Raw genomic sequence first — 25,140 nt, 5'->3', positions numbered from 1 at the left:
CCGGCAGCTTTTTGAAGTAGTTATACTAAATAATCAACCAGTTTTTCCTTAGGCTGCCCAAAGATTTCCGCTTCGAGCCTCCGTCCGGTCGGGGTAGCGGCCAGTCCACCTTCGGCTGTTTCCCTTAACGCAGAAGGCATTGACTGTCCAATTGCATACATGGCTCCTATGACTTCATCACATGGAATTCTGCTAGTTATCCCGGCAAGCGCCATATCCGCTGCTGTCAAAGCATTCGATGCACCCATTGCATTCCGTTTCACGCAGGGCACTTCAACGAGACCGGCAACCGGGTCGCAAACAAGACCCAGCATATTTTTTAAGGTGATGGCCATTGCTTCAGCTGATTGCTTAGGCGTACCACCAGCCAATTCAACAATTGCAGCTGCTGCCATACCTGAAGCCGAACCCACCTCTGCCTGGCAACCGCCTGCAGCGCCTGAAATGGATGCATTGTTTGCAACGACAAATCCAAACGCCGCTGCCGTAAATAAAAATTCAATCATTTCCTGTCTAGTTGGATTGAGTTTATCCTTTACCGCAAATAACGTACCAGGGACAACTCCCGCCGAACCGGCAGTTGGCGTCGCACAAATGATGCCCATCGCAGCATTGACTTCATTCGTGGCAACCGCCTTGCTAACAGCATCCAAAAGCAATGAGCCCGTCAGAGACTTTCCGCTCTTAATATAGTTTTGCAGCAATACTGCATCTCCGCCTGTGAGTCCTGTGCGTGATTTTACTCCATTTAAGCCCCGTTCGATAGCCCGTTCCATTACGGTCAGGTTCTGGTCCATTTTGGAAAACACTTCTTCACGGGAAAGACCTGTAACTTCTACTTCCTGCCGAATCATGATTTCGGCTATTTTTACCTGATGTTGTTCCGCCAGCGAAACAAGTTCAGCTACATTACGAAACATAACATTTCCCCCTGCTGTCTTCTATTAATCTAGTGTTCAACCCTGAAAACACCGATTAGTCAACCATACGGATGACACTTATAACGTTGTCAAGCTTTTGCAAATCGTTTACCAACTGGTCATTTATCTTTTCATCGGATTCAATGACCATGATGGCCATGTCGCCTTTATCTTTCCTGGCCACTTCCATATGACCAATATTTATTTTATTTTGCGAAAAAATGGATGTTACCGAGCTGATTACTCCAAAACGGTCATTATGCATGACTAGTATGGCGGGGTCACCCGATAACTTTAGCTTGAAGGAGTTGATTTCTGTTATTTCAATCGATCCTCCACCGATAGAGATACCAATGATCTCCATCTCTTTATCCTCCGCAAAAAGATTAATCTTTACTGTGTTTGGATGTTCTGTAACGGCCTTTTCCTCTTGAAAGATGACCTCCATACCCGATTGTTCCGCTATCGCCAATGCATCAGGAATCCGCTCGTCGAACGTATCAAAGTCTAGTAAGCCCGCTACAAGGGCTAAGTCTGTTCCATGCCCTTTATATGTTTTTGCAAAGGAACCATAAAGCGAGAGAACTGCCTTTTTTGGCTGTCTCTCGAACAGGGTTCGGGCAACGCGGCCAATGCGGACGGCACCAGCTGTATGTGAACTAGAAGGCCCAATCATAACCGGACCAATAATTTCAAATGCTGATCGATACTTCATTGTTATCACCTGAGTTTCTATATTAAGATTCTCTACATGTTATTCCATTTGCTTACTTAGCAACACGTCTTTAAGAAAAAATAGGGACAATTTATAGAAACTGTCCCTATCCTGCTATTAAAGTTTAAACTGCTTTCTTATCTGTCATATCCTCTGCTTGAAGATCCGCAGGTACACGCTTGTTTATTCCAAAAGCATAAAAGCTGATTACCACAATAGCCAGGAAGACGATACCCGCAATAAGTGAAATACGAGTGTCTTCGTTGAACCACATACCAACAAGCACCGCTGTCAGATAGGCAATTGTCACATAGTTAGTGACAGGCGCAAAAGGCATTTTGAATGGATGGCTGGCCATTTTATCAGCATGGACTTTCCTGAACTTGATTTGGCTGATCAGAATGACAAACCAAGGAACCATCCCTGGTAGAACACTTGAAGCATAGACGTACACAAACAGTTTTTCTGGTGCAATATAACTTAACACAACGCCAACGCCAAGTCCGATCAATACCCCTATTGTACCGAATAAAGGAACTCCGTTACTCGAAACCTTCGCAAACGCTTTTGGCGCTTGTCCATTGACACCAAGAGTATAAAGCATACGCCCTGCGCTGTAGATACCGCTGTTGCAGCCAGACAATGCAGCAGTGATAACAACAAAGTTAATGATTCCAGCTGCAGCTGTAATACCAATTTTTGCAAAAGTTGCTACGAACGGGCTTCCGATAGCATGCAATTGATCCCAAGGATAAACAGTAACAATAACAAAGATGGCACCAATATAGAAAACGAGGATACGCCAAATGGTACTTTGAATCGCATTCCTGATTGTTTTCTGTGGATCTTTCGCTTCACCAGCTGTAATCCCGATAAGTTCTACACCTTGATAAGCACCAACAACAAGTGATAGGGCAAAAAGGAACCCTTTCAGTCCGCCAGTAAAGAAACCGCCGTTTTTCCAAAGGTTTGATAGGCCGATCGCGTCTCCGCCATTACCGAAGCCGAAGAAAATTAGGCCGAAACCTGCAACAATCATCAAGATAATTGTAACGACTTTAATCAAAGCAAACCAAAATTCAAATTCACCAAATGATTTAACAGAAATAAAGTTTGCTGCCCCAAGAATGGCCATAGCAATAAGACCAGGAATCCAAGCAGGAAGATCTGGATACCAATAATGCATATATGTGCCAATTGCGATAACTTCTGCCATGCCGACAACCACCCACTGGAACCAGTTGCTCCATGCAGTCATAAATCCGGCTAGTGGATGGATATACTTATAACCAAATGTTGCGAACGAACCTGTACTTGGTTCCAAGTAGAGCATTTCGCCCATGGCGCGCATAATTAAATATAGAAAAATACCTGTAATTCCATAGGCGAGCATAACGGATGGCCCCGTCCATCCAATTGTGCTGGAAGATCCCATAAATAGACCTACACCAATCGTACCGCCTAAAGCAATCATTTGAATATGACGTGAACTTAAGCCCCTATTCAATTCCTTGTTTGCCATTTCGTTTCCTCCCCTATATTGCTTATTGTTAAATATTAAGCAAGATTCATATAACCCTTTGTTCATATTTTGTTATTGTAGTATAACTTACGATAACATAATTCCTAGGAAGCAGTCCACCCGAAAAATACAATTGTCTTTTTCATAAAGATGAATTATAATAGATTCATAGACGGATGATTATTCCAGAAACTAATAGGCTAATGCAAGTTCCCTAAAAGGGATGCCTAATTTGTCGGATAAATTTTCCAGCATATCTTTTGTCATACGATCCAAATCGTATTGTGGATTGAAATCCCATTCTTTACGTGCAGCAGAGGCATCAATGCTATTCGGCCATGAATCTGCGATGCCTTGGCGTACAGGGTCAACATTATATGAAATTTCGAATTCAGGAATGAATTTCTTAATGGATGCAGCAATTTGTTCCGGCTCAAAGCTCATCGCCGTGATGTTAAATGCGTTACGGTGCTTCAATCGTGAAGGGTCAGCCTCCATCAATTGGATAATTGCTTCGATTGCATCAGGCATATACATCATATCCATATAGGTTCCTTTACCAATGAAAGATGTATACTTCTTGTTCTTAAGAGCTTCATAGTAAATATCTACTGCGTAGTCAGTTGTTCCCCCGCCTGGAAGAGTCTTGTATGAAATCAGTCCAGGGAACCTTACTCCGCGCACGTCAACACCATATTTAGTAAAATAGTAGTCGCATAGTAATTCTCCGGATACCTTTGTGACGCCATACATAGTAGTTGGCCTTTGTACCGTATCCTGTGGTGTCATATCTGCAGGTGTTCCTGGTCCGAAGGCAGCGATGGAGCTCGGTATAAAGAGTTTTAGATTTAACTCACGGGAAACTTCAAGGGCGTTCATCAGGCCACCCATATTCAGGTCCCATGCGAATTTTGGTTTTGCTTCTCCTACTGCCGACAAAAGAGCTGCAAGATGCATGAGGGTGTCGACTTCATATTTTTTGCAAAGGCCCAGCATTGCTTCGTAATCCATCACATCAAGGATTTCAAATATACCACCTTCGATAACTGGATTGCCTTCAATATGGCGAATATCTGTTGCAATAACATTTTCTGTTCCGTACATTACTCTGAGACGATGTGTCAATTCAGAACCGATTTGGCCGAGACAGCCAGTAATAAGAATTTTTTTCATAATAAACGGGACCTCCTGAAGTGTCTTTTACTAATATTAAACTGAAGCAAAAACTCTAGTATTCTTGGTGAAATTATTAATTAGATAATAGACAATTCCTTACCTATTTTTTCATAAACTGCTAGAACCTCATCAAGCATTTCCTTGGTGTGTGCAGCAGTAGGCATATTCCTAACCCTGCCTGTACCTCTAGGAACGGTTGGGAAAGTGATTGATTTGGCATAAACGCCTTCTTCCATCAGCCTGCGCGAAAATAATTGGGTCAGATCTTCTTTCCCTATGATGCATGGGGTAATTGGCGTTTCGGAATGGCCAATATCAAAACCAAGATTCTTTAAGCCTTCTTTTAGATATCTTCCGTTTTCCCAAAGCTTTTCAACCTTTTCTGTCGATTCGGACATGATATTGATTGCTTCGATACATGCAGCCGCATCTCCAGGAGTCAATGATGTTGAAAATAGGAATGGACGTGCACGAACTTTCAGCCAGTCAATCAGCTGTTCTGTACCTGCTACATAACCGCCTACGACACCAATCGCTTTTGAAAGGGTCCCAATCTGAAGATCAATGCGGTCTGAGAGTCCAAAATGCTTGACTGTACCAGCACCATTCCCCATTACCCCAGAACCATGGGCATCATCTACGTACGTGATCAACCCAAACTCTTCAGCAATTTCAACGATTTCTGGAAGTTTCGCTACATCACCGTCCATTGAGAAAACTCCGTCCGTGATGTACATGACTTTTTCGTATAAACCACTTTCAATCGTTTCTTTCGCAACGCGGCGCAAATCGTCCATGTCCTGATGTTTGACGCGGATAATTTTCGCTCCTGATAATCTGCATCCATCAATGATTGATGCATGGTTCAATTCATCGGAGAGAATGGCATCCTTCTTTGTCATCAAGGCTGAAATAGCACCCATGTTGCAATTGAACCCGGATTGGAAGGCAATGGCCGCTTCGGTATGCTTGAACTTTGCAATTGTTTTCTCCAATTCATTATGAATGGTCAATGTACCATTGATTGTACGGACCGCACCGGCTCCTAACCCATACTCGTCAATTGCTTCATGCGCTTTTTGCTTCATTCTTTCATTATTGGCAAGACCAAGATAATTATTGGATGACATATTGATTAATGCTTTGCCATTGATAGTAATTATTGGGCCGTTTGGTCCTTCTACAGTATCAATGACATTGTAGAGGCCGTTTTCCCTCAACTCGTTCAGTTGGGGTATTAAGAAATCCTTTAAAACTTTTTTTGCCAAAGTAGTTCCTCCTTTAAAATTACCTCACTAGATTCTTCACATAACACCTACTCGCGTTTTTCATCAGGAAAATTATTATAAGATCAACTAACTGAAAGCGATTTCAAGTAACTACCAAAAAAGAAGCAGTTATATCTCGAAAAATAATTGCTCCCGAAAATTTTCAATCCTACTTTTGAACGTGTGATGCTATGGAATTGGAAGTGTGGTAATAAGCTGTTTAGTTGATCTTTCTCTCAACCGTATTAAAATAATAGATTTATATATTTCAGTGTTATTCTATAATTATGTTGAAAAACTGTCAATACTATTACAAAAAACTAATCATTCAGACAAATGACCTAAATTCTCTTTAGGTTGTTAGAAAGTCTTTAGCAGACCATGTTCACTTAAATTCTGACATAGTAAAAAAACCTTTGTACCACGGGACAAAGGTTTTTTTTACTATTCACTTACCTTTTAATACACATCACGCTGATAACGCCCTTGCTTTTGCATATCTTTTAGATGGGTTTCTGCTTCTTCGCGGCTCATAGAACCTTCTTTTTCAATAACGTTAATAAGTGTTTCATGGACGTCTTTCGCCATGTATTCCTTATCTCCACACACGTAGAAATAAGCACCTTTTTGCAGCCAGTCGAATAGTTCTTTACTGTGTTCCTGCATTTTATGCTGAACATAGACTTTTTGAGCTCCGTCTCGGGAGAAGGCCGTATCTAATTTAGACAGTACCCCATCTTGTTGATATTGTTGCAGCTCATCTTGATAAAGGAAATCTGACGCTTCATGCTGGTCTCCAAAAAATAACCATGACCGGCCTGTTCCTTTATTCACTGCACGTTCCTGTATAAACGAACGGAATGGTGCAATTCCTGTTCCTGGTCCAACCATAATTATATCAATATCATGAGACTCTGGCAGATGAAAATGTTTATTGGCTTGAATAAAGACCGGTAGCGTATCTCCTTCATTTACACGTTCAGCACATAGTACAGAGCAAACCCCTTTACGATCGCGTCCATGAGCTGTATAACGCACAGCACCGATGGTTAAATGAACTTCATCCGGATTTGCTGCAATGCTGCTTGCAATCGAATAAAGGCGCGGCGTCATTTTCCTTAAGATTGAAACGATTTCCTGAGCAGTAGCTTTCCATGGACCGAACTCACGTAACATATCAAGCAAATCACGGCCATAGCAATATTCTTTCACTTGGGCTGCATTTTCAACCAAGAGAAGTTTTTGTAGCTCTTCGTTCTCTGTGAACACTGCTGCCTGCTGTAAAACCTTTTTTGATAGCAGGGTAATTTCAAAATAGGTGGTTAGCGCTTCCTTCAGCGCAAGTGTCTCACCTTGCTTATTGATCGTTACAAGCGATTCTTCATCCCAATGCATTTCCTCAAGAATCGAGGACACAAGTTCTGGATCATTTGAAGGAATAACGCCAAGGGCATCGCCAGGCACATATGAAAGGCCTGATCCTTCTAACGATAACTCAAGGTGCCTTGTTTCTTTACTAGAGCCTGCACCATTTATATTAATGTTTTTAAGAATTTTTGCTTGAAACGGATTTGTTCGTGAATATGTTGTTGGAACATGGTTGTCTTTTTGGTCAGTCTTCGTGTTATCCAATGTTTTTTGCATGGTTCTTAACCTCCAAAAGTAATATATACATTTTACCATTTATTTTGGAAAATACGATGTGTATTTTTTCACAATTTTCTATCCAATTTCGATTGAATTTACCATTCAACGTTTAAATGGGACACATAAAAAGGTGCCTGACACTCAATATTGTAACACATTGGGTGTCAGGCACTCACTATTTATTATTACACCAGTTCAGAATTGGAAATTTTAAATAATATTTGATGTACTTGTTTTTAATGAGGCAGAATTTTCGTACCTTTTCGGACGAACCGCCAGCCACACCAAACTTCCAAATACTAGAAGAATCAGTCCGCATAGCTGGAATGCGTAATGAAAACCTGCTGCCTGGTTTGCCGAGTGTCCAATCATCCAGCCAGTTACATATGGACCCACAATACCTCCTAAAGAGGTAATGGCCATAAACCAACCTTGAACTTTCCCTTGATGCTTTGGTGAAACCAAATCCACTAGAATGGCTGGCCCCATAACTAAGGTAATACAGCCAAACGTTAACCCAAGTGACAATAAGACAATGGCTAAAATATTAGAGCTGACAATGGCCCCCAGGAAGTAGCTGACGGCACCAACTGCCATAACAGGTCCTAGGACAAAAATCCGCCCTTTGACCATGCTCTTCGTCTTTTTATAAATTCGGTCGGAAATCGTTGAGAACGTAATCTGCGATAGAGTAATCATAATCCAAGGCAGCGCAACAACAATGCTCAATTTTTCTTCACTAAGTTTACGGACATTTTCCAGATAGTTTGGAAGCCAGTTTAACCCAATTGTAAACGACCAATAAGTAGCAAACCCGCATAAAGCAACGAAAATAAAGTTTTTAGAAAATAAAACAGAGGTGAATTTTGTATCATTCTGAACGGCAGATCCACCCACATCGCCTTTAGCTTTAACAGTTTCTTCCTGTGTAACCGCTTTCTCTTTTGCGGCCCATAACCACACCATAGTCCATATAAACCCGACTACTCCGGTTGCAATAAATGCTGAACGCCAGCCATAATTCATAATAAGATGCATTAAAACGGGTGCTGAAATTGCGACACCAAGCGGACCACCGACCGATACCAGTGTTAAACCAATCCCCAATTTTTCTTTTGGAAGATACTTGGAGGCCGCAGTCATTGCTAATGCGTAAGATGGACCTTCACCGGCCCCTAAAATGATTCTTGTCACTAATAAATAAGCAAAACTGCTGACAAAGATGGTTGAAAATTGCACAATCGACCATAACACAACCATACCAACAATTACTTTTTTCGTACCAATTTTATCTGCTAGACTGCCCCCTAGTACAGCTGCAAGCGAATAAAGTAAGAAGAAGACACTGCCAACCACACCCCATTGCTCTGGTGTTAATCCTAATTCTTTAATAATAGGAACCGATGCGAATCCAATAATCGCCTTATCGGCATTACTAATTACCGTTAATAAAAATAACAAGAAAATTATGACCCACGCCTTTTTTGATACTACACTTTTCTTTTGCTCCATATAGGACCTCCATAATTTTCTCCCATTTTCGTATGAATAGAAATCATTACTCTACTTAAAGACCATTCCACTCCCCAATGGAATGATCTTTGCCCTAGTTATTTAAATGTGACTTCTACATTCCCAATATGCGAAAATCCGGCTGTAAACCAATCACCTTTTTCAGCTGCAACTGCCGCAGACAAAGCACCTGATAATATTACTTCTCCTGCTTTCAAAACGACATTGTACTCGGATAACTTATTTGCCAGCCAGGCCACACATCTGGCAGGATGGCCTAATACATCATAGCCATAACCTTTATTTATCAGTTCACCATTTTTAAACAATTTCATTTCAATCGATTGCAAGTCGATATCTGTTACCCCATACCGATCATCCCCAATTACAAAAAGTCCGCTTGATGCGTTATCGGCTACCGTGTCTTTTAAGGTAATCTTCCAATCAGTGATCCGGCTATCGACGATTTCTAACGCAGGTGAGATGTAATCTGTGGCATTAAGAACATCCTCTGCTGAAACATTCGGACCTCTTAAATCCTTCTTGAGAACAAAAGCAATCTCTCCTTCTATCTTTGGCTGGAACAAATCATCTAATAAGATTTTCCCATTATTACTTACTTCCATAGAATCCAATAGATGGCCGTAATCGGGCTGATCGACACCTAACAGTTGCTGCATGGCAATAGAAGTTAAGCCAATCTTTTTCCCGACAATTCTATTCCCGGCCTGGACCTTCTGGCTAATCATTTGCAGCTGGGCTTGATACGCCTCATCAATAGTCAATTCTGGATATACATCTGTGATCGCGGGAATAGATTTCTTAGATGTTTCAGCCTGCTGTAGCAGTTCATATACATGCTGAACACGATGAATTACTTGGTTACGCATAAAAAAACTCCTTTTAATCAAAAATAGAGCACTATCTCAAAGATTCAATATCATCTTAAACTAATGAATCAATGCAGGTAGCGCTCTTTAGAGGTCGGTCTTATTATTTTGAAACTAATGCAGGGTTATCCTGCTTTACTGCTTCTTTTCCGCTTTTTAATAAGAAGTCTATTAAAATGCTGTTAAATTCTTCCGGTTTCTCCCATTGCGGCCAGTGTCCCGCATCTTTAATAACCACTAATTCGCTATTTGGAATCATATCTTGAATTGGTTTGGCTTCCTCAACGGTAGAAGTTGGGTCATGGTCTGTCCAAGCTAACAATGTCGGAGCATTGATTTTGCCGCACCATGATGGGTCCCAGCTATATAGCTTTCTTACTTCGATGTCTTGGAGGCAAACGATATGATGAACCGCTTCTTGATAAGAGTCTTGCGTATAAATTTTATAGCGGGTTTCAATTAATTCTTCTGTTACTTGGCTTTTATCATACATTAACCATTCTAGTCTCGTTTTCACATTTTCATAGTTTGCTTCAAGAACGGCTTTTAGCGTCGAATCTTTCAGTCTTTGCATGACTTCAGGCTTGTTGTTCACATTTCCAGGAGTATTTAAAACCATTGATTTTACATATTGCGGATGTTCCGCTGCAAACCATGCAGCCACCCATCCTCCTAGGGATTCACCAGAAAGATAGACTTGCTTCAGATCTAACGCCTGAATCACCGATAATAAATGATCACTATAAAAATCAATACCGTACTGACAATCCGGTTTATCTGTAAAGCCATGCCCTACCATATCAATATTGATTACACGGAAATGCTCACTTAGGCCCTTCATATTTCTAGCGTAGGCTTCAATATGCCCACCAGTACCATGAAGCAGAATCAGAGGTTCTCCAGTACCGGCTTCCAGCACGCGTGTTTTGATTCCATTTGCATCTAAATAATATAATTTAAATTCAACGTCAGCTAAGTCTGTCCAAATTGTCATCTAAAATCTCTCCTTTTTCAAAAAAGTTTATTTACATAGTTCGTACTCCGATGCTTGACTTTTCTTTTGCTCGACTGGCTGTACGAATTGAACAACCGCCATTCCTGTCACCCATTCAGGAATTGGCTCATAACAAGCCACACTTGCATCAAAATCCTGAAGAATACCTAGCAGCACAAGCCAGTTATGAATTTCCTGACCGCCGTTTCCTAAATGTTCTTCGACATAAGCGGCACTCCAGTTTCTTAATGTCGTAAAATCTTTTTCAGTCACCAGATGTAAAAATTCGCGGTCAATCTGTTCGTTCACTGGGCCTGATTTAATTCGAGTTACATTTGTTTCCCGTAACTTTAAATATTCATCAAGCTGGTCAATTTCCTGGCGGCCATTTTTTAAGACATTAATGAGGAATTGATCTTCCGGCTTTTCACTCTCAATATTTGGAATCGGCACCCAGTGCGATAGGCCGCCAGATGCGACAATTGCAACCTTTAGTTCCTGATCCCATGACTCAATCGCCTTCCGAACGATCTCACCAAGCTGAAAACAGCGGTCCATAGTTGGCAATGGCGGTGCTGAAGTATTTATCGCGATTGGAACAACAGGGATTTGCAGATCAGGGTTTAAGAAATAAATCCCTTGCGTATGACCATGATCCACTTTCATTTTCAACGTAAAGGCAAAATCAATATTGTTTTCCAAGCTAGTATGGAGAATATGTTTCGCTAATTCTTGTTGTACCGGAACATTGTATTTCGGCAGCTGCCAGTCTCCCCAGCCTTCACATTCGCCGATTCCAATCGTAAATGAAGGCATGTGATCGTAGAAATAGCTATTGAAATGGTCATCAGATATCAATACAATGACATCTGCTCCTGAATCCTCAAGATATTTCTTCATTTCCGCTGCCGTATTCAGGAACCTCTGTCCTTTTTCTCCAGCACCCGCTTCATTCGTCATGATCATCGGGCTATGTGACATTGCCACACCTGCGATAATTTCAGCCATTTAATCCACTCCTTTTCAAAAATGATCATATGTTAAGAAATTCGTAATTTCCTTGATTCAACAATTTCCTTTTGCCAGATTATTGATAGTTTCCCTTTTAAAAATATAGGGATCTCATCCGTACATTTGAGTGTTGCGCCATCGTTCTTTATAATCACTTCCCGATGGACGGAACCGCTCTCGTTTGTTAAGACCACTTCATATCGTCCGGGTGCCGGCAGCGTATAATACGGATACAGCGTGAAGGTCTCTCCATTCCACTCACTCTCTGTTCTATAGTAATGACCCAGAAAATCTAAGAGTTCTGCGACTTTTCCATTCTGCAGCCGTTCACGAATACAGGTGGAACTTATTTTCTCGCCCCTTAGTTCTACTTTTGCTACCGTTGTTACGTCAATCAGGTCGCCTGAGTCCAGTTTCAAGCGTTTCAAATTACCCGCGCCGCGTGAACCATAGGAAAAATCAAATCCTGCAACTGCATGAATAACACCAAGTCCATTCAAGTAATCCGCCACAAACTGCTCTGGCGTCAATCCAGCAAACCCTTGATTAAATTCAACGATATAAAAGATATCAACGCCCATTTCACGAAGCTTCGCCTCTTTTTCTGCAAGCGGCATTAAATACTTCACATGAACTTTTCCCTTTGAGATCACCGATTTCGGATGAGGGAAAAAACTCATGACAGCTAACGGCGCCCGTTTCTCTTTTGCCTTTTGCAAAGCGGTTTTAATTACTGCACAATGTCCATGATGAAGACCATCGAAACAACCAAGTGCCATCACATTTGGCCCCGCCTTCTTCTGCCATTCTGCCAAATTATCCTGGTTCAAGTGTATTGTTTCCATAACGGTCTCCCCTCAAATTTTTTAAATAGACACTGGCATTTGTTCTACTAATGAACGGTATTTGCCACTGTAAAAAATCAATGGCTCTCCGTCTTCAAGGTGAATATCGGTTACTTTTCCGATAAACAGAGTATGGTCCCCTTCGACATGCTCGGCGGATACTTCACATGCAATCTGCGCTACTGCACCAGGCAATACCGGCTTTCCATCGAGGCGGTTGAATATGACTTCCTTATGCTCTTTCAATTGTCCAGCGAAAATCATCGACAACTCCTGCTGGTCAGCAGCTAAAATATTAACCGTGAAGATGCTACTTTCTTTTATTTTGCTAAGAATCTTAGCCTTTTCTCCGATTGAAATAACGACAAGCTTTGGATCAAGCGATACGGACATGAACGCATTCGCTGTCATTCCGTGAACGTCTCCTTCAACTTCTGTTGCTATAACAGTGACCCCTGTTGCAAATTTCCCCATTGCTTGACGAAATTGACGATCATCCATATAAAATCCTCCTAAAAAAATTTTCCCCTATTAAACTTTTAAACTCTCCCCTGCTGGAACAAAAATTATCCTCTAACTCCGCTTTCAAAACCAAACAAATCCTTACCATATGCGTCAACGGCATCTTCATATAGTGAAGTTTTATGTGTAGCAACAGCCATGATATCCCTTAAGAATAATTCCATTGGACCGCCTTTATAGAGAGCGCCCCCGCCAAGTGTTAACAAAGCTCTGACAGCGATATCCACACAAATTTTGATAGCTTTTGTACGAATAGCAAAGAATTCAGAGGGCGGTGTTTTACAGCCATCCTTTTCATAATTCACAAGCAGGTCAATATATTTATCCAATAAGCCTTCCGCTATATGAAAGTCGGTTGTCATTTCAGCTAATACACGCTGGCTCCTTGGTGACTCACTTTCCCTAACGCCATCCATTAAGCGCACGCGTTTTTCAGTAAGCACTTTAAATTCCTGAAGAATTCGTTCTGCCCCCCCAAGCGCCATGTACCCAAATCCAAGATAAAAGGAAGGAAAGAAAGGAACATGGTAGAATGGATAATCCGTATCATATTCATCCAAAGGCGGTCTTCTTGTAAGCTCGGCTTGATCCAACCGTAAAATCCTCTCCATTGGAACATATACATCATTGGCAATAATCTGATTGCTGCCCGATCCTCTTAACCCAAAGGTATCCCAATTATGAATGACTTCCACCTCAGAAATCTTTAGCATCGGCAGGCAATACACAGGCTTTTCCGTTTCAGGGAATTGAATCATAACCCCAACACCCACCCAGTCACTATAATTAACACCACTTACAAAGCTCCACTTTCCGCTTATACGGAAACCATCGCCATCCCGTTCTGCTTTGCCTAATGCAGCAAAGATATCGCAAATTAATCCGCCCTGATTGATGACTTCATCTGCACCCTTTTCAGGCAGAAAGGCAGGCAGCATATTGTGAAGTGGATATAGGTACGTAAGCCATGCTGCTGAAATGTTATAATTTGCTACTTTACGGACAATCTTAGCAAACGTTTTCAAATCTACCTGAGGACCGCCATATTTTTTAGGAAGCATCATCCTTGCGATTTTCGTTTCCTTAATAAGATCAACTACATTCTGTGAAATTGTCGCGTTTTTCTCTGCTTCAGCCGCCTCCAGCTCCGCTAATTTTCCGACCCGCTCCGCTCCGGCTAACAACTCTTCAACTGTTACACTTTTTTCCCCAACTGCATAATTTTCCATGTTAACACCCCTTACGTTTCTTATGATGTAGATCATTTTCAACCATCGTTACAATGGATCACATATAAAACTCGCTTCTGTTATCGCTTACATTAACTACTTTTTTAACTTGCTAATAATGTTTACTTCGATATATTAATAGTTTAGTTAATTTATAATCTTCAGACTAGAGCAATAATTGTTCATGATTTTTCTTTTTATCGTATATTTTTGTTCATCTTGTTTTTCAATCAAAAAAGGCCAGCCAGATAAAATCTGGTTGGCCTTCACATCTATTCGAATTCTATTTCCCCTAAAGCAATTAAAGATTTGATAATCAATAATAATTGATGCATTTCATTTGGTTCACGGAGGTCTTTTTCAAGTAAACTTTCTATCTTATTAATTCTATGTCTTAACCCGCTCATTGATAAGGAAAGATCCTGCATCGTCTGCTCCAGCTTTCCTCCATTTATTAAAAAGAAGTATAACGACTTAAGGAGCTCTACTGTTTTTGGGTCCTTCGTATTATAGAGCTGCCCAAGCTCCTGTTTTGCTATCATTTTTATGCCAGTACTATTTTTGGAGTTAATCAGCACTCCAACAATTCCCAATGATCGAAAAGGAACGATTTCTTTTTTCACTGACAGCCGTAAAGCAATCACAGCCTCTTCATAACACGTTACAGCGTTTTCAATTTCATCACTTACATTACTTATGCCAAATTTGAAATCCCCATGAGGATATTTTTGCATTAAATAACCATGAAATTCTTGCATGACATCCGTAATCGTTGAATTTTTTATCGTTTGTTTCGTCAGCAACAAGATGATGTTTCCATCGTGCTGACCTGCCAAAACAATCGGTTTTTTGCCATTAAAATAGCGAAAGGTCGTTTCAAATAGTTGCTCTTGTAACAGAAATTCCTCCTCAATCGAGCCTTGTGTTTTTTTATATTCCATCACGGCTACATAAAAAGGCTTTCCCAGGTCAATTCCCGTATACTTTCCTCTTTTGATCATTTCACTTTTTGGAAGCTTTCCCTCTATTATTTGTTCTAAAAAATTACCTTTCATTCTTTCAAAGGATTCGAAACTCGTCTTTTCATTTAAGAGAATTAGAGAAGCAGCATTGGCAAAACGGTCTAGAAGCAAGTAATCTTCCTCATGTTTTTCCTTATCCCCTTCCTCGTAAATGAATGCACAATACCCTACGACCTCTTTTTGGACAAGAATTGGTGTAATCAGCCGTTCTTGCTTTTCAGTTTTAATCATCTTTTTCCTAAATGGTAACGGGTAATTTGCATGTTTGGCTTGCTGGAACTTCTGCTCACTTTTTTGAATAAAGTGGTCCATATCCTCTTTCAATTCTAAATATCGCTCTTCTGATAAACCGGTATACACCATGGTCCGGTGATCTGTATCTTCAATTATCATTGGAATAGGGAGGTTGTCATATACCTTTTTAGCAATCGATTGTAAATTACTTCCGTTAATTATTTCTTCGGTTAATTTTTGTTGAAAATCAGCCAATTTCATAACAACATTTTTTTGTTCGAGCAATTGATCATATGTATACTCCAATTCCTTTACAATGGGAGTCTCATTGTAAAAATGAAGGTCATTTTCCCCTTCAGCCTCCCATTCTACCTGTCTTTTAATTACCCAGCGGCATTCGATATCACCTTTCCCGACACACGCCACCTCTTTCGCCAGAAGCCTTTCCCCGAAAACCGTGGACATGAATCCGCTTGAATAGCCAATTAGTGTATGACAAACTTGGGTCTTGGATATACCTAAACGTTTAATATGCTCACTAGCCTCATAGGAATCAATCCAAGTACCATTTGAATAAAAATAATTGATTTTACTCTGATCATTCAATTCAAACGTGCAATCATGCAGTATCCCTCTAATATGGCCATTTTCAATATGTCGAATAGGACCATCCTTTATTAATTCCTCTAACGATAGATTGCTTTTCAAAGCGTCTTTGGCATCATTAACGCCCATTTCCCATCCATAATGAAACAGGAAACCCTTGATTCTTTCAATTCCTATATTTTTAACCAGCTGGTGCCTTAGAATCCCAAAGGCCGATGAAGAGGAGATGATTTTACGGTCATCCAAAGTGGCCTCTTTGCTATGGCTTACTTCTGAAATTTGAATTCTCATACGAACACCTCGATTCTCCGTGGTTAGTACTATTCCTTTTTAGCAGGAATTTATCAAAAATTTATTTTAAGTATAGCAGAATCTTTCTATGATGCTGGCAATGCCGGATGTTAGTCCATATTTAAAATAGCTTGTTTAAAAAGCCTTCTAAATTGATCCCGATCTTCTGCTGTAAACGGCTTTGGTCCCTTTGTCCGCTTTCCGCTTTTTCGAGCCATTGCACTTAAGTATCGTGTTTGTAATAATTGATCAATATTTTCATGGGTATACCTAAACCCTTTATGGTGAAGGACGATACATCCTTTTGGTAAACCTAGTGATGCAAGTCCATAATCTTGCGTAACAATCATATCGCCTGATTCGGCTAACTTCATAATCCGATAATCGGCAGCATCCGCTCCAGAATCAACATAAATAATTTCTACTCCTGAAGGTTGTTCCGCATTAGAATAGTGCGAAAAACTTGTAACAAGGGTAACAGGAATTCCTGCTTTCCCTCCTTCTGAAATAATAATATCTTTTACTGGACAAGCATCCGCATCCACATAAATTTTCATCTTTATCTCTCCTATAAAGAAGTTCGAATTAATTGTGATACTATTGGTAAATTACGTTTTTGTCAAACCATGGAATCAGAAGTACGGTGCTTTGCAAAGTGCCTGACCCCCAGTATGTTTAGAAATTATGATACGGTTCTTCATGGACAACCAAATAGAAAAATCCTAATTAACATTAATTTAGTTAATTAGGATTTTTTAATACGAATTTATGCTTCTTTCTCAACAGTTGTGACTTCATTCAATCTTCATTTTCAAAAATAGTCCAAGTGTTTCCCTGTAATGAATCCAGGCGAATCGAATTCTCGAAGCCTGCTGTATTCAATTAATTTATTAGCTCGATAAGTAAATCACCTTGCTGGATTGCCTCCCCACATAACACATATAGATCCTTTACAATTCCATTGGAGGGTGCTTGTATCGTTGTTTCCATCTTCATCCCTTCTGTAATCATGAGATGATCCCCTTTTGATACCCTTTCCCCTTTTTTGGTTAATATTTTAATGACGGTTCCAGGCATGGAGGCTCCTATATGGTATGAATTGAGTGGATCTGCTTTAAGCCTTGATACAACAGTTGTTGTGATGCTTTCATCTTTAATGATCACTTCACGAGATTGACCGTTTAATTCAAAGTACAATATGCGTGTACCGTCTAGTTGCGCCTGACCGATCGAGACAAGTTTAACCATCAGTGTTTTTCCTTTTTCAATTTCCACTTGGATTTCTTCACCAAGACGCATACCATAAAAGAAAGTAGGAGTGTCTAACATCGATATTTCACCGTATTGTTCGAATGTCTTCTGATAATCCAAAAAGACTTTTGGATATAAAGCATAAGAAATGACATCATGACTGGTAACAGAACGGCTAATTGTTTGATATAATATATTTTCCGTTTTTTGAAAATCGAAATCCTCTAATAGCTCTCCAGGACGAACGGTAATGGGTTCTCTTCTTTTTAGAACAATCCGTTGAAGTTCCTTCGGGAAGCCTTCATAAGGCTGACCTAAGTACCCCTGAAACAGTTCAACCACAGAATCTGGGAAGTCTAAGGTTTCGCCTCGTTTGTAAATATCTTCCTCCGTTAAGTTGTTTTGCACCAAATAAAGAGCCATATCACCGACTACTTTTGATGAGGGGGTTACTTTGACTATATCTCCAAATAATTGATTGACTCTTGTATACATTTCTTTTACTTCATCCCAGCGATCTCCTAATCCAACTGCTTTTGCTTGTTGCTGAAGGTTACTATATTGACCGCCAGGCATTTCATGAATATAGATTTCTGTGTGAGGCGACTTCATTCCACTCTCAAAAGTTTGATAGAAAAGACGAACGTTTTCCCAATAGTTAGAAAGTTTTTCAAAACTGCGAATATCGATATTTGGTTTCCGTTCATGGCCTTCTAATGCATAAAATAACGAGTTAGCGCTTGGCTGTGAAGTTAACCCTGCCATAGAACTGACGGCAACATCGACAATATCTACACCTGCTTCTATGGCCTTCGCGTACATTAAGATTCCGTTACCGCTTGTATCGTGACTATGCAGGTGAATAGGAATATCTACTGTTTCTTTAAGTGTGGAAATTAACTCATATGCCGCTTGTGGCTTTAATAATCCAGCCATGTCTTTTATACCTAGAATATGAGCACCAGATGCTTCCAACTCTTTAGCAAGTTGCTTATAGTAGTTTAAGTTATACTTTCTTCTTGATGCATCTAAAATGTCTCCTGTATAACACATGGCTGCTTCAGCTATTTTGCCGCTATCTCTTACAGTATTAATAGCAAGAGTCATACCTTGCACCCAATTTAAACTATCAAAAATACGGAAGACATCAATCCCAGCTTCCGCTGATTCTTTTATGAACGTTCTTATGATATTGTCAGGATAATTTTTATAACCCACCGCATTAGAGGAACGAAGAAGCATTTGAAATAATAGATTAGGCATTTTTTTGCGTAATTGTAATAAACGATCCCAAGGATTTTCGCTTAAGAAACGATACGATACATCAAATGTGGCGCCTCCCCACATTTCTGTTGAGAAAAGATTATGTGCTAAACGTGCCGTTGGCTCCGCAATACGTAATAAATCGTTTGTTCGTACTCGGGTAGCTAGTAGAGATTGGTGTGCATCACGGAATGTCGTATCGGTTAACAGTATTTCTTTTTGTTCCTTAATCCATTTGACGACCCCATCAGGACCTTCATCATTTAAAATTTGTTTTGTTCCCGTTGGAATAGGTTCAGAGTTTTTTATTTCAGGCAAGGAGGGTTTAGAGAATTCTGGCTTCTTGGTTTTACCGATTCCAGGGAATCCATTTACCGTGATATTCCCGATATACCTCAGCATTTTTGTTCCGCGATCCTTGCTCTCAGGAAATAGAAATAATTCTGGTGTTGTATCAATAAAGGAAGTATCATAATTTCCTTTTAGAAACTTTTGATGCTTGACCACATTTTCAAGGAAGGGAATATTAGTTTTGATTCCACGAATACGAAATTCACGAAGGTTGCGTAACATTTTTGTAGCCGCCTTCTCAAACGTATTCGCTGCGGTTGTTACCTTTACGAGCAATGAATCATAATAAGGAGTAATAACAGCCCCCTGAAATCCATTTCCTGCATCAAGGCGAACACCAAATCCGCCACCAGAGCGGTAAGTCACTATTTTCCCAGTATCTGGCATAAAATTATTCAGAGGATCTTCTGTAGTTACACGGGATTGAATCGCATAACCGTTGATTTGTATATCGTCTTGAGAGGGAATACCCACTTCATTACTATGTAAAGTGTATCCATCCGCAATTAAAATTTGTGACTGAACAATATCAATACCAGTAATCATTTCGGTAATTGTATGTTCGACCTGTACGCGTGGATTTACTTCAATAAAATAAAACTTATCTCCTGATACAAGGAACTCTACTGTTCCAGCATTTTGGTAGCGTACGTTTTTCATTAAATGAACAGCCGCCTCACAAATCTGTTTACGTAAGCTTTCGGATAATGTGACACTTGGTGCAATTTCTACTACTTTTTGATGACGGCGTTGTATAGAACAATCACGCTCATATAAGTGGATGATATTGCCGTCTTTGTCTCCTAAAATTTGTACTTCAATGTGCTTTGGGTTTTCAATAAACTTCTCTACATAAACCTCATCATTGCCAAATGCAGTCTTTGCTTCAGACTTTGCACGTTCATAGGATTCTTTTAATTCATCCTCCTTTCGTACAATACGCATACCTCGGCCTCCACCACCAAGTGAGGCTTTAATCATTAGAGGATAACCATACTCTCGACCAAAAGCTTCGGCATCTTCCATACTGGAAATTGGTCCATCACTCCCCGAGATGACTGGTATATTCGCTTGTATGGCTTGATGACGGGCTTTTACTTTATCGCCAAACATATTAAGATGTCTAGATTCGGGTCCAATAAACAAAATGCCCTCTTCTTCACAACGTTTAGCAAATTCAATGTTTTCCGACAAAAATCCATATCCTGGGTGAATTGCATCTACTTCATGTGTTTTAGCTAGTTCAATGATCCCTTCGATATCCAAATAAGCTTCAATTGGCTTTTTTCCTTTTCCGATTAAATACGCTTCATCTGCTTTAAAACGATGAAAAGACCATGCATCTTCTTTTGAGTAAATGGCTACAGTTCGAATATATAGTTCTGTACATGCACGAAAAATACGAATGGCAATTTCCCCACGGTTTGCGACTAAAACTTTGTTAATTTTTTTCGTTACCACACTCAAGCTTTTTACCCCTCTCGCATAAATTAGACAAATTTATAGATTAATATTTTATAAATGATTAAAGAGTTGTGCATTATAAAAAAATATATAAATGGATTATAGAAGAACAATAGAACTGTTATTGAAGAAAACAAACTATTATATTTTCAAATACCTTATAAACTTAGATTGGCCCGGGAGTATACCCTAAAAAGGAATCGTGGGCTGAAAAAATACCTTCTTGTTGTAAAGGTTGAAATACCCGAAACTTACGGAGTTGTTTTCCATAAACATGGATGGTTATCGCCGTTTGATCGCCCTCCGTTTCAAGGATGTGACAATCCGCTGGGGGCAGGAGTTTGCCAGTCATTTGCTGATTTACAATCAATGTATCAGTTTGCCTGAGCATTACTAAACTTTCTGAAATCTCATCCACTCGAAGATAGTTCGTCACCTTGATCTGTCCAGCCACAACCCCTTCAGCTCCCCAAGTACCATCGTGATCATGGAGTGAAGTTTTCTGCCCCGGCTTCCAGACAAGTGCAATTATCTCAAAACGACCCTGCGGATCGCAGTATAGGGAATGGCGGGCATAACCTTCCGAGCTGGGCTTGCGCTTTTCGGGAGAGAGCCAGGATGTGGTACGAAGCAGTTCACCGAGTAAACGCTCTGCCTCTGCCACCCGAACGGCATCACTCTCATTTCTCTCTATTATCCATGTCATATCTCGAATAAAGTCGATCAGTGTATATTCCGTCGTTTGATTTGTCATGATACATTGTCCTCCTATGAAGGATAATTTCTTTTTGAAAATTATGGGATTTACCTTTTCCATAACCACTAACGATACCTTTGTTGATTCTTTAATGTGAGAAATCTTTATCTCAGGTCTGAAAAACAATTCCGCTAATACCAAGGAAGAAAAAGGACCTTATGTAAGGGTCTCTATTGCACTATGGATTCTAATTCTTTACATGACCGATAGATAAGTTCAAAAAGCTGGTCCAAATCACTTAATTCAACACAGGAAAATGCGATTCGAAGATCCGTCTTGGCTAGTGAGATCGTCCCCACTCCGTACTGCTTGAGCAAATGGATCCGCAGCGTTTCTGCATCGGAATGCTTGATTCGAAGACACACGAAATACCCTGAATTGAATGGATAGGGTTCGAATGCATCCGCATATTTCCCGTCTGCTAAGATCTCTTTGACTCGCTTCGCCCTAGCTTCCATTACCTTATTTCTCTCCCTGCGCTGCACTTCAAATTCGGGATTTAACAAGGCATCCAAAATGGTTGTTTGGGAAAGGTGGGGACTACAAGAGATGGTACTTCGAATGGAACCCATCGTCTTTTTCTCCAGCGCTTCCAAAACCAAAGCATCTTGGATTCCAAATGTGAGAAACCCAACACGAAAACCCCAAGCATATTCTTCTTTGGTTGCCCCATCAATTTTAATGGGGAGGACACGCGGGTGTAACCCTACTAAACGAGCAAATATAGATTCTTTGATTGAATCTTCATAATATAATCCAAAATAAGCATCATCAATAACAGCAACAATGTTAATCCCAAGATCCGCTGCCTGCTTGATGGCATGAAGGATTTCCTCCACTTCTTTTTCCAAAGGAGTATAGCCTGTTGGATTATGAGGGAAATTAAGCACAAGGATAACTTTTCCATTCTTACAGGATAAAAGGGCCTCCAGCATACCTTTTCCATTAAATAGGTTTGCTTTGGTGAATAATGGATAGGTCACTGTATGGCTGCCGCGGCGGACGTTGAATGTTATATGATAATTATCCCAATACTTATCTGGTAGTAAAATGGGATCACCCTTTTCCACAAACAGGTCGGATACGATACTCAAGCCATGGGTCAGCGCGTTCGTCACGATCGGAGTGCCAAATTCCTTTCCTTCAAGGGAAGGATTCTCTTTAAGAAGCTTCTTTCTCCAAACCTCACGCAACTCTGGTTTTCCTGCCGTTGGTGCATATGGATACAGGTCTATCGGATCGTATGAGGAAAGGTTCTTGTGGATGACATCTAAATACATTGGTTGTCCACCCTCTGAAGCCATCCCGATTGTTGCATTGAATCGGTCTGCTTTTCCCTTTGCCTCTCCTGCCTGGCTGACAATCCCTTTTGGAAAATACAATGATTTTCCCAACGATGACAACATCTCATATACTGGTTTATTGCGTTCTTCAATGACATGATTTAATTCTAAAGCCAATGGGTTCAGCACTTTATTCACCTTCCTTTTATACATCAATTGTTTGGCTTAATTTAATTCGTTCTTCTCTTTAATCCTGGATATCTAATTTTCATTAATTTGTTAAGTAATAAATCTAAATCTTGACTATATTTAATGGTTCTTGTATCACACAGTCCATACATGAATCCTGATTTCTCCATATTGACTTTTAGATAATTGTATTCCTTCACATATTTCATGAGTTCCATTTTTTATTCCTCCTTAATGTACATTAGATAGTGGTGATTCTAGCCCTAATGGCTGAATAGTGCATATACAAAAAACAAGTCGATAAAATTGATAATTTCGAATATATTGCCAATAAATATTGAGTGAGTACTCAATATTTATTGGCTTCAGATTAATGCATTCTTATTTTCTACTTTCCTCTAAGATTTGGTTGAGAAACTGTTCAACCTCTTCCTGGCTTTTTCCGAGTTTACTAACAAAGCGATTAAGTTCCTTCCCTTCTTGAAAAACAATAAAGCTTGGGATTCCGTACACATCTAGCTTTTCTAATAGTTCCGGAAAATGTTCTCGACTTACTGCGATCATATCTACTTTTTCTTTATATGCTTCTTCCAAAATCGGCATGAATAAATCGGTATGCTGACAGTCTGGGCAATATTCAGCATAAAATTTGGCCATAACTGGTTTTGTTGATAAAATCGCCTCATTAAACTCTTGTTTTGTTTTGATCTCTTTCATAAATAAAATCCTCCCTATATTTTGTTCTCAAATGTTATACTGATTGTTTCCACTACTTAAACGCAATTGTATCAAGGTATCTTTCGCAATCCAGAGCAGCCATACAACCACTTCCTGCAGCAGTAATGGCTTGGCGGTATTTATGATCTTGAACATCCCCGCAGGCAAATACACCAGGAATATTTGTTTCTGTTGTACCAGGATTCACAATGATATATCCCATATCGTCCGTTTTGATTTGATTGTCTAAAAAAGATGTGTTCGGTTTATGCCCGATTGCCATGAAAATACCATCAGATTCCAGAAATTCGTTTTTTCCAGTTTCACTGTTTTTTACTTTCAAGCCAGTAACGTGTCGTTCTCCTGCAATCACTTCTTCAGGAATGTAATTTAAACTCCAAGTAATTTTTGGATTATTTTTGGCACGGTCTTGCATAATTTGGGAAGCGCGAAGCTCCTTTCTGCGGTGCACAACACGAACCTCCGAAGCAAACTTCGTTAAAAAATTTGCTTCTTCCATAGCTGAATCTCCGCCACCGACAACGATAATTTTCTTTCCTCTAAAGAAAAATCCATCACACGTTGCACAGGTACTTACCCCACGGCCAATATTTTCCCTTTCCCCTGGAATATCCAAAAGTTTCGCAGAAGCTCCCGTTGAAATGATTAATGATTGCGTTTTGAGCTCCCCTATTCCTTCCACTGTTAAGGTAAAAGGGTTATTTGAAAAGTCGACTTTTTTAACCCACCCCCTTTTAAACTTTGCTCCAAAATGCTCAGCTTGCCTTCGCATGTTCTGCATCAACTCTCGTCCCATAATCCCTTCAGGAAAACCAGGGAAATTCTCAACATCTGTTGTCAATGTCAATTGCCCCCCTGGTTCAGGCCCTTCGATGACTAAAGGACTTAGGTTAGCACGTGCTAGATAGATTGCTGCGGTCAGCCCAGCAGGGCCAGTTCCTAAAATAACGGTTTTATACATTACTTACCTCCTCGTTGTGCTAATCTCTTAGTCATGAATATTTATTTGCAATTTTTATGCCAACTTTTCATTTTCTGTAATAACGCTATTTTTACAACCGTTCTATAGATCAATCAGTCCCACTTTCTATCACGATTGAGAAAAATATTTTCAAGATTAAGAAAAACATCTTAAGACAATTTTCTCGAAATTTTAATTTAACTGAAATAGCATACAATATGGGATAGGAAGAATAGATTAGCAATGATAATGACTAAATGCCCCAAGAACTGAGTAAAAAAAAGCAAACAGAGCGACTTCTGTTTGCTTTTTCATTATTTAAATCGAGGAAAGTAAATCAAAGATTTCTGCCCCTATTAATCAATATACTTTTAGAACTTTGTTGTTAAAGTGAGGAAAAGCTAGTAGGATTAACCATCCTCTAAATATAGTTAGATCATACGTAAGAATAATGTACTATGTTTAATACGCCGTATGTC

Annotated in this window: 21 protein-coding genes; all 21 read right to left on the bottom strand. The window is 39.9% G+C overall.

Translation table 11 applies throughout. The annotated features are described in order from the left end of the window. Positions 1–20: 20 nt before the first annotated feature. Complete coding sequence (sdaAA, locus tag FS608_RS20790; protein WP_144554500.1) at positions 21–920, bottom strand: L-serine ammonia-lyase, iron-sulfur-dependent, subunit alpha; 900 nt, start codon at positions 918–920, stop codon at positions 21–23. A gap of 55 nt (positions 921–975) precedes the next feature. Beyond that, on the bottom strand, positions 976–1,635 hold the full coding sequence (gene sdaAB / locus FS608_RS20785; protein ID WP_144554499.1) for an L-serine ammonia-lyase, iron-sulfur-dependent subunit beta: 660 nt from the start codon (positions 1,633–1,635) through the stop codon (positions 976–978). A 124-nt stretch (positions 1,636–1,759) separates the two neighbouring features. Further along, the gene (locus FS608_RS20780) at positions 1,760–3,157 is read right to left on the bottom strand and encodes an amino acid permease (RefSeq protein WP_144554498.1); all 1,398 of its coding nucleotides are present in this window, start codon (positions 3,155–3,157) and stop codon (positions 1,760–1,762) included. Positions 3,158–3,349: 192 nt separating this feature from the next. After that, a complete protein-coding gene (locus tag FS608_RS20775; protein ID WP_144554497.1) occupies positions 3,350–4,330 on the bottom strand; it encodes an L-threonine 3-dehydrogenase in 981 nt (326 codons plus the stop codon). 80 nt (positions 4,331–4,410) lie between these two features. Then, entirely contained in the window at positions 4,411–5,601 is a 1,191-nt protein-coding gene (locus tag FS608_RS20770; RefSeq protein ID WP_144554496.1) for a glycine C-acetyltransferase, read from the bottom strand. A gap of 459 nt (positions 5,602–6,060) precedes the next feature. Then, positions 6,061–7,245: a sulfite reductase subunit alpha gene (locus FS608_RS20765; protein WP_144554495.1), complete on the bottom strand. Its 1,185-nt coding sequence runs from the start codon at positions 7,243–7,245 to the stop codon at positions 6,061–6,063. A gap of 213 nt (positions 7,246–7,458) precedes the next feature. Continuing rightward, entirely contained in the window at positions 7,459–8,760 is a 1,302-nt protein-coding gene (locus FS608_RS20760) for an MFS transporter (protein ID WP_144554494.1), read from the bottom strand. Positions 8,761–8,858: 98 nt separating this feature from the next. Continuing rightward, the gene (locus FS608_RS20755; protein WP_144554493.1) at positions 8,859–9,650 is read right to left on the bottom strand and encodes a 2-keto-4-pentenoate hydratase; all 792 of its coding nucleotides are present in this window, start codon (positions 9,648–9,650) and stop codon (positions 8,859–8,861) included. 103 nt (positions 9,651–9,753) lie between these two features. Then, a complete protein-coding gene (locus FS608_RS20750) occupies positions 9,754–10,644 on the bottom strand; it encodes an alpha/beta fold hydrolase (RefSeq protein ID WP_144554492.1) in 891 nt (296 codons plus the stop codon). Positions 10,645–10,671: 27 nt separating this feature from the next. Continuing rightward, entirely contained in the window at positions 10,672–11,652 is a 981-nt protein-coding gene (locus FS608_RS20745) for a DODA-type extradiol aromatic ring-opening family dioxygenase (RefSeq protein ID WP_144554491.1), read from the bottom strand. Positions 11,653–11,684: 32 nt separating this feature from the next. Further along, complete coding sequence (locus FS608_RS20740; RefSeq protein WP_144554490.1) at positions 11,685–12,500, bottom strand: FAD synthetase family protein; 816 nt, start codon at positions 12,498–12,500, stop codon at positions 11,685–11,687. A gap of 21 nt (positions 12,501–12,521) precedes the next feature. After that, positions 12,522–13,001 (bottom strand): flavin reductase family protein, encoded by a 480-nt coding sequence (locus FS608_RS20735; RefSeq protein WP_144554489.1) that lies wholly within the window; start codon positions 12,999–13,001, stop codon positions 12,522–12,524. A gap of 65 nt (positions 13,002–13,066) precedes the next feature. After that, positions 13,067–14,251, bottom strand: coding sequence for an acyl-CoA dehydrogenase family protein (locus FS608_RS20730; protein WP_144554488.1), 1,185 nt, complete (start codon positions 14,249–14,251; stop codon positions 13,067–13,069). Positions 14,252–14,523: 272 nt separating this feature from the next. Beyond that, a complete protein-coding gene (locus FS608_RS20725; RefSeq protein ID WP_260871753.1) occupies positions 14,524–16,404 on the bottom strand; it encodes a XylR N-terminal domain-containing protein in 1,881 nt (626 codons plus the stop codon). Between the two features lie 110 nt (positions 16,405–16,514). Next, the gene (locus FS608_RS20720; protein ID WP_144554487.1) at positions 16,515–16,961 is read right to left on the bottom strand and encodes a YaiI/YqxD family protein; all 447 of its coding nucleotides are present in this window, start codon (positions 16,959–16,961) and stop codon (positions 16,515–16,517) included. 325 nt (positions 16,962–17,286) lie between these two features. Next, entirely contained in the window at positions 17,287–20,730 is a 3,444-nt protein-coding gene (pyc, locus tag FS608_RS20715) for a pyruvate carboxylase (RefSeq protein WP_144554573.1), read from the bottom strand. A gap of 169 nt (positions 20,731–20,899) precedes the next feature. Beyond that, complete coding sequence (locus FS608_RS20710) at positions 20,900–21,631, bottom strand: cysteine dioxygenase family protein (RefSeq protein ID WP_144554486.1); 732 nt, start codon at positions 21,629–21,631, stop codon at positions 20,900–20,902. Between the two features lie 29 nt (positions 21,632–21,660). Beyond that, positions 21,661–22,959 (bottom strand): aminotransferase class I/II-fold pyridoxal phosphate-dependent enzyme, encoded by a 1,299-nt coding sequence (locus FS608_RS20705; protein WP_144554572.1) that lies wholly within the window; start codon positions 22,957–22,959, stop codon positions 21,661–21,663. 44 nt (positions 22,960–23,003) lie between these two features. Next, positions 23,004–23,180 carry an aspartyl-phosphate phosphatase Spo0E family protein gene (locus tag FS608_RS20700; RefSeq protein ID WP_144554485.1) on the bottom strand — a complete coding sequence of 59 codons (177 nt, stop codon included), beginning with the start codon at positions 23,178–23,180 and terminating at the stop codon, positions 23,004–23,006. A gap of 163 nt (positions 23,181–23,343) precedes the next feature. Continuing rightward, positions 23,344–23,679, bottom strand: coding sequence for a thioredoxin family protein (locus FS608_RS20695; RefSeq protein WP_144554484.1), 336 nt, complete (start codon positions 23,677–23,679; stop codon positions 23,344–23,346). Positions 23,680–23,731: 52 nt separating this feature from the next. Then, positions 23,732–24,661, bottom strand: coding sequence for a thioredoxin-disulfide reductase (gene trxB / locus FS608_RS20690; protein ID WP_144554483.1), 930 nt, complete (start codon positions 24,659–24,661; stop codon positions 23,732–23,734). Positions 24,662–25,140: the final 479 nt, after the last annotated feature.

The organism is Bacillus sp. X1(2014) (genome assembly GCF_007678255.1).
Note: the sequence above shows the minus strand (reverse complement) of the source record. Positions and strands in the feature narration are given on the sequence as shown.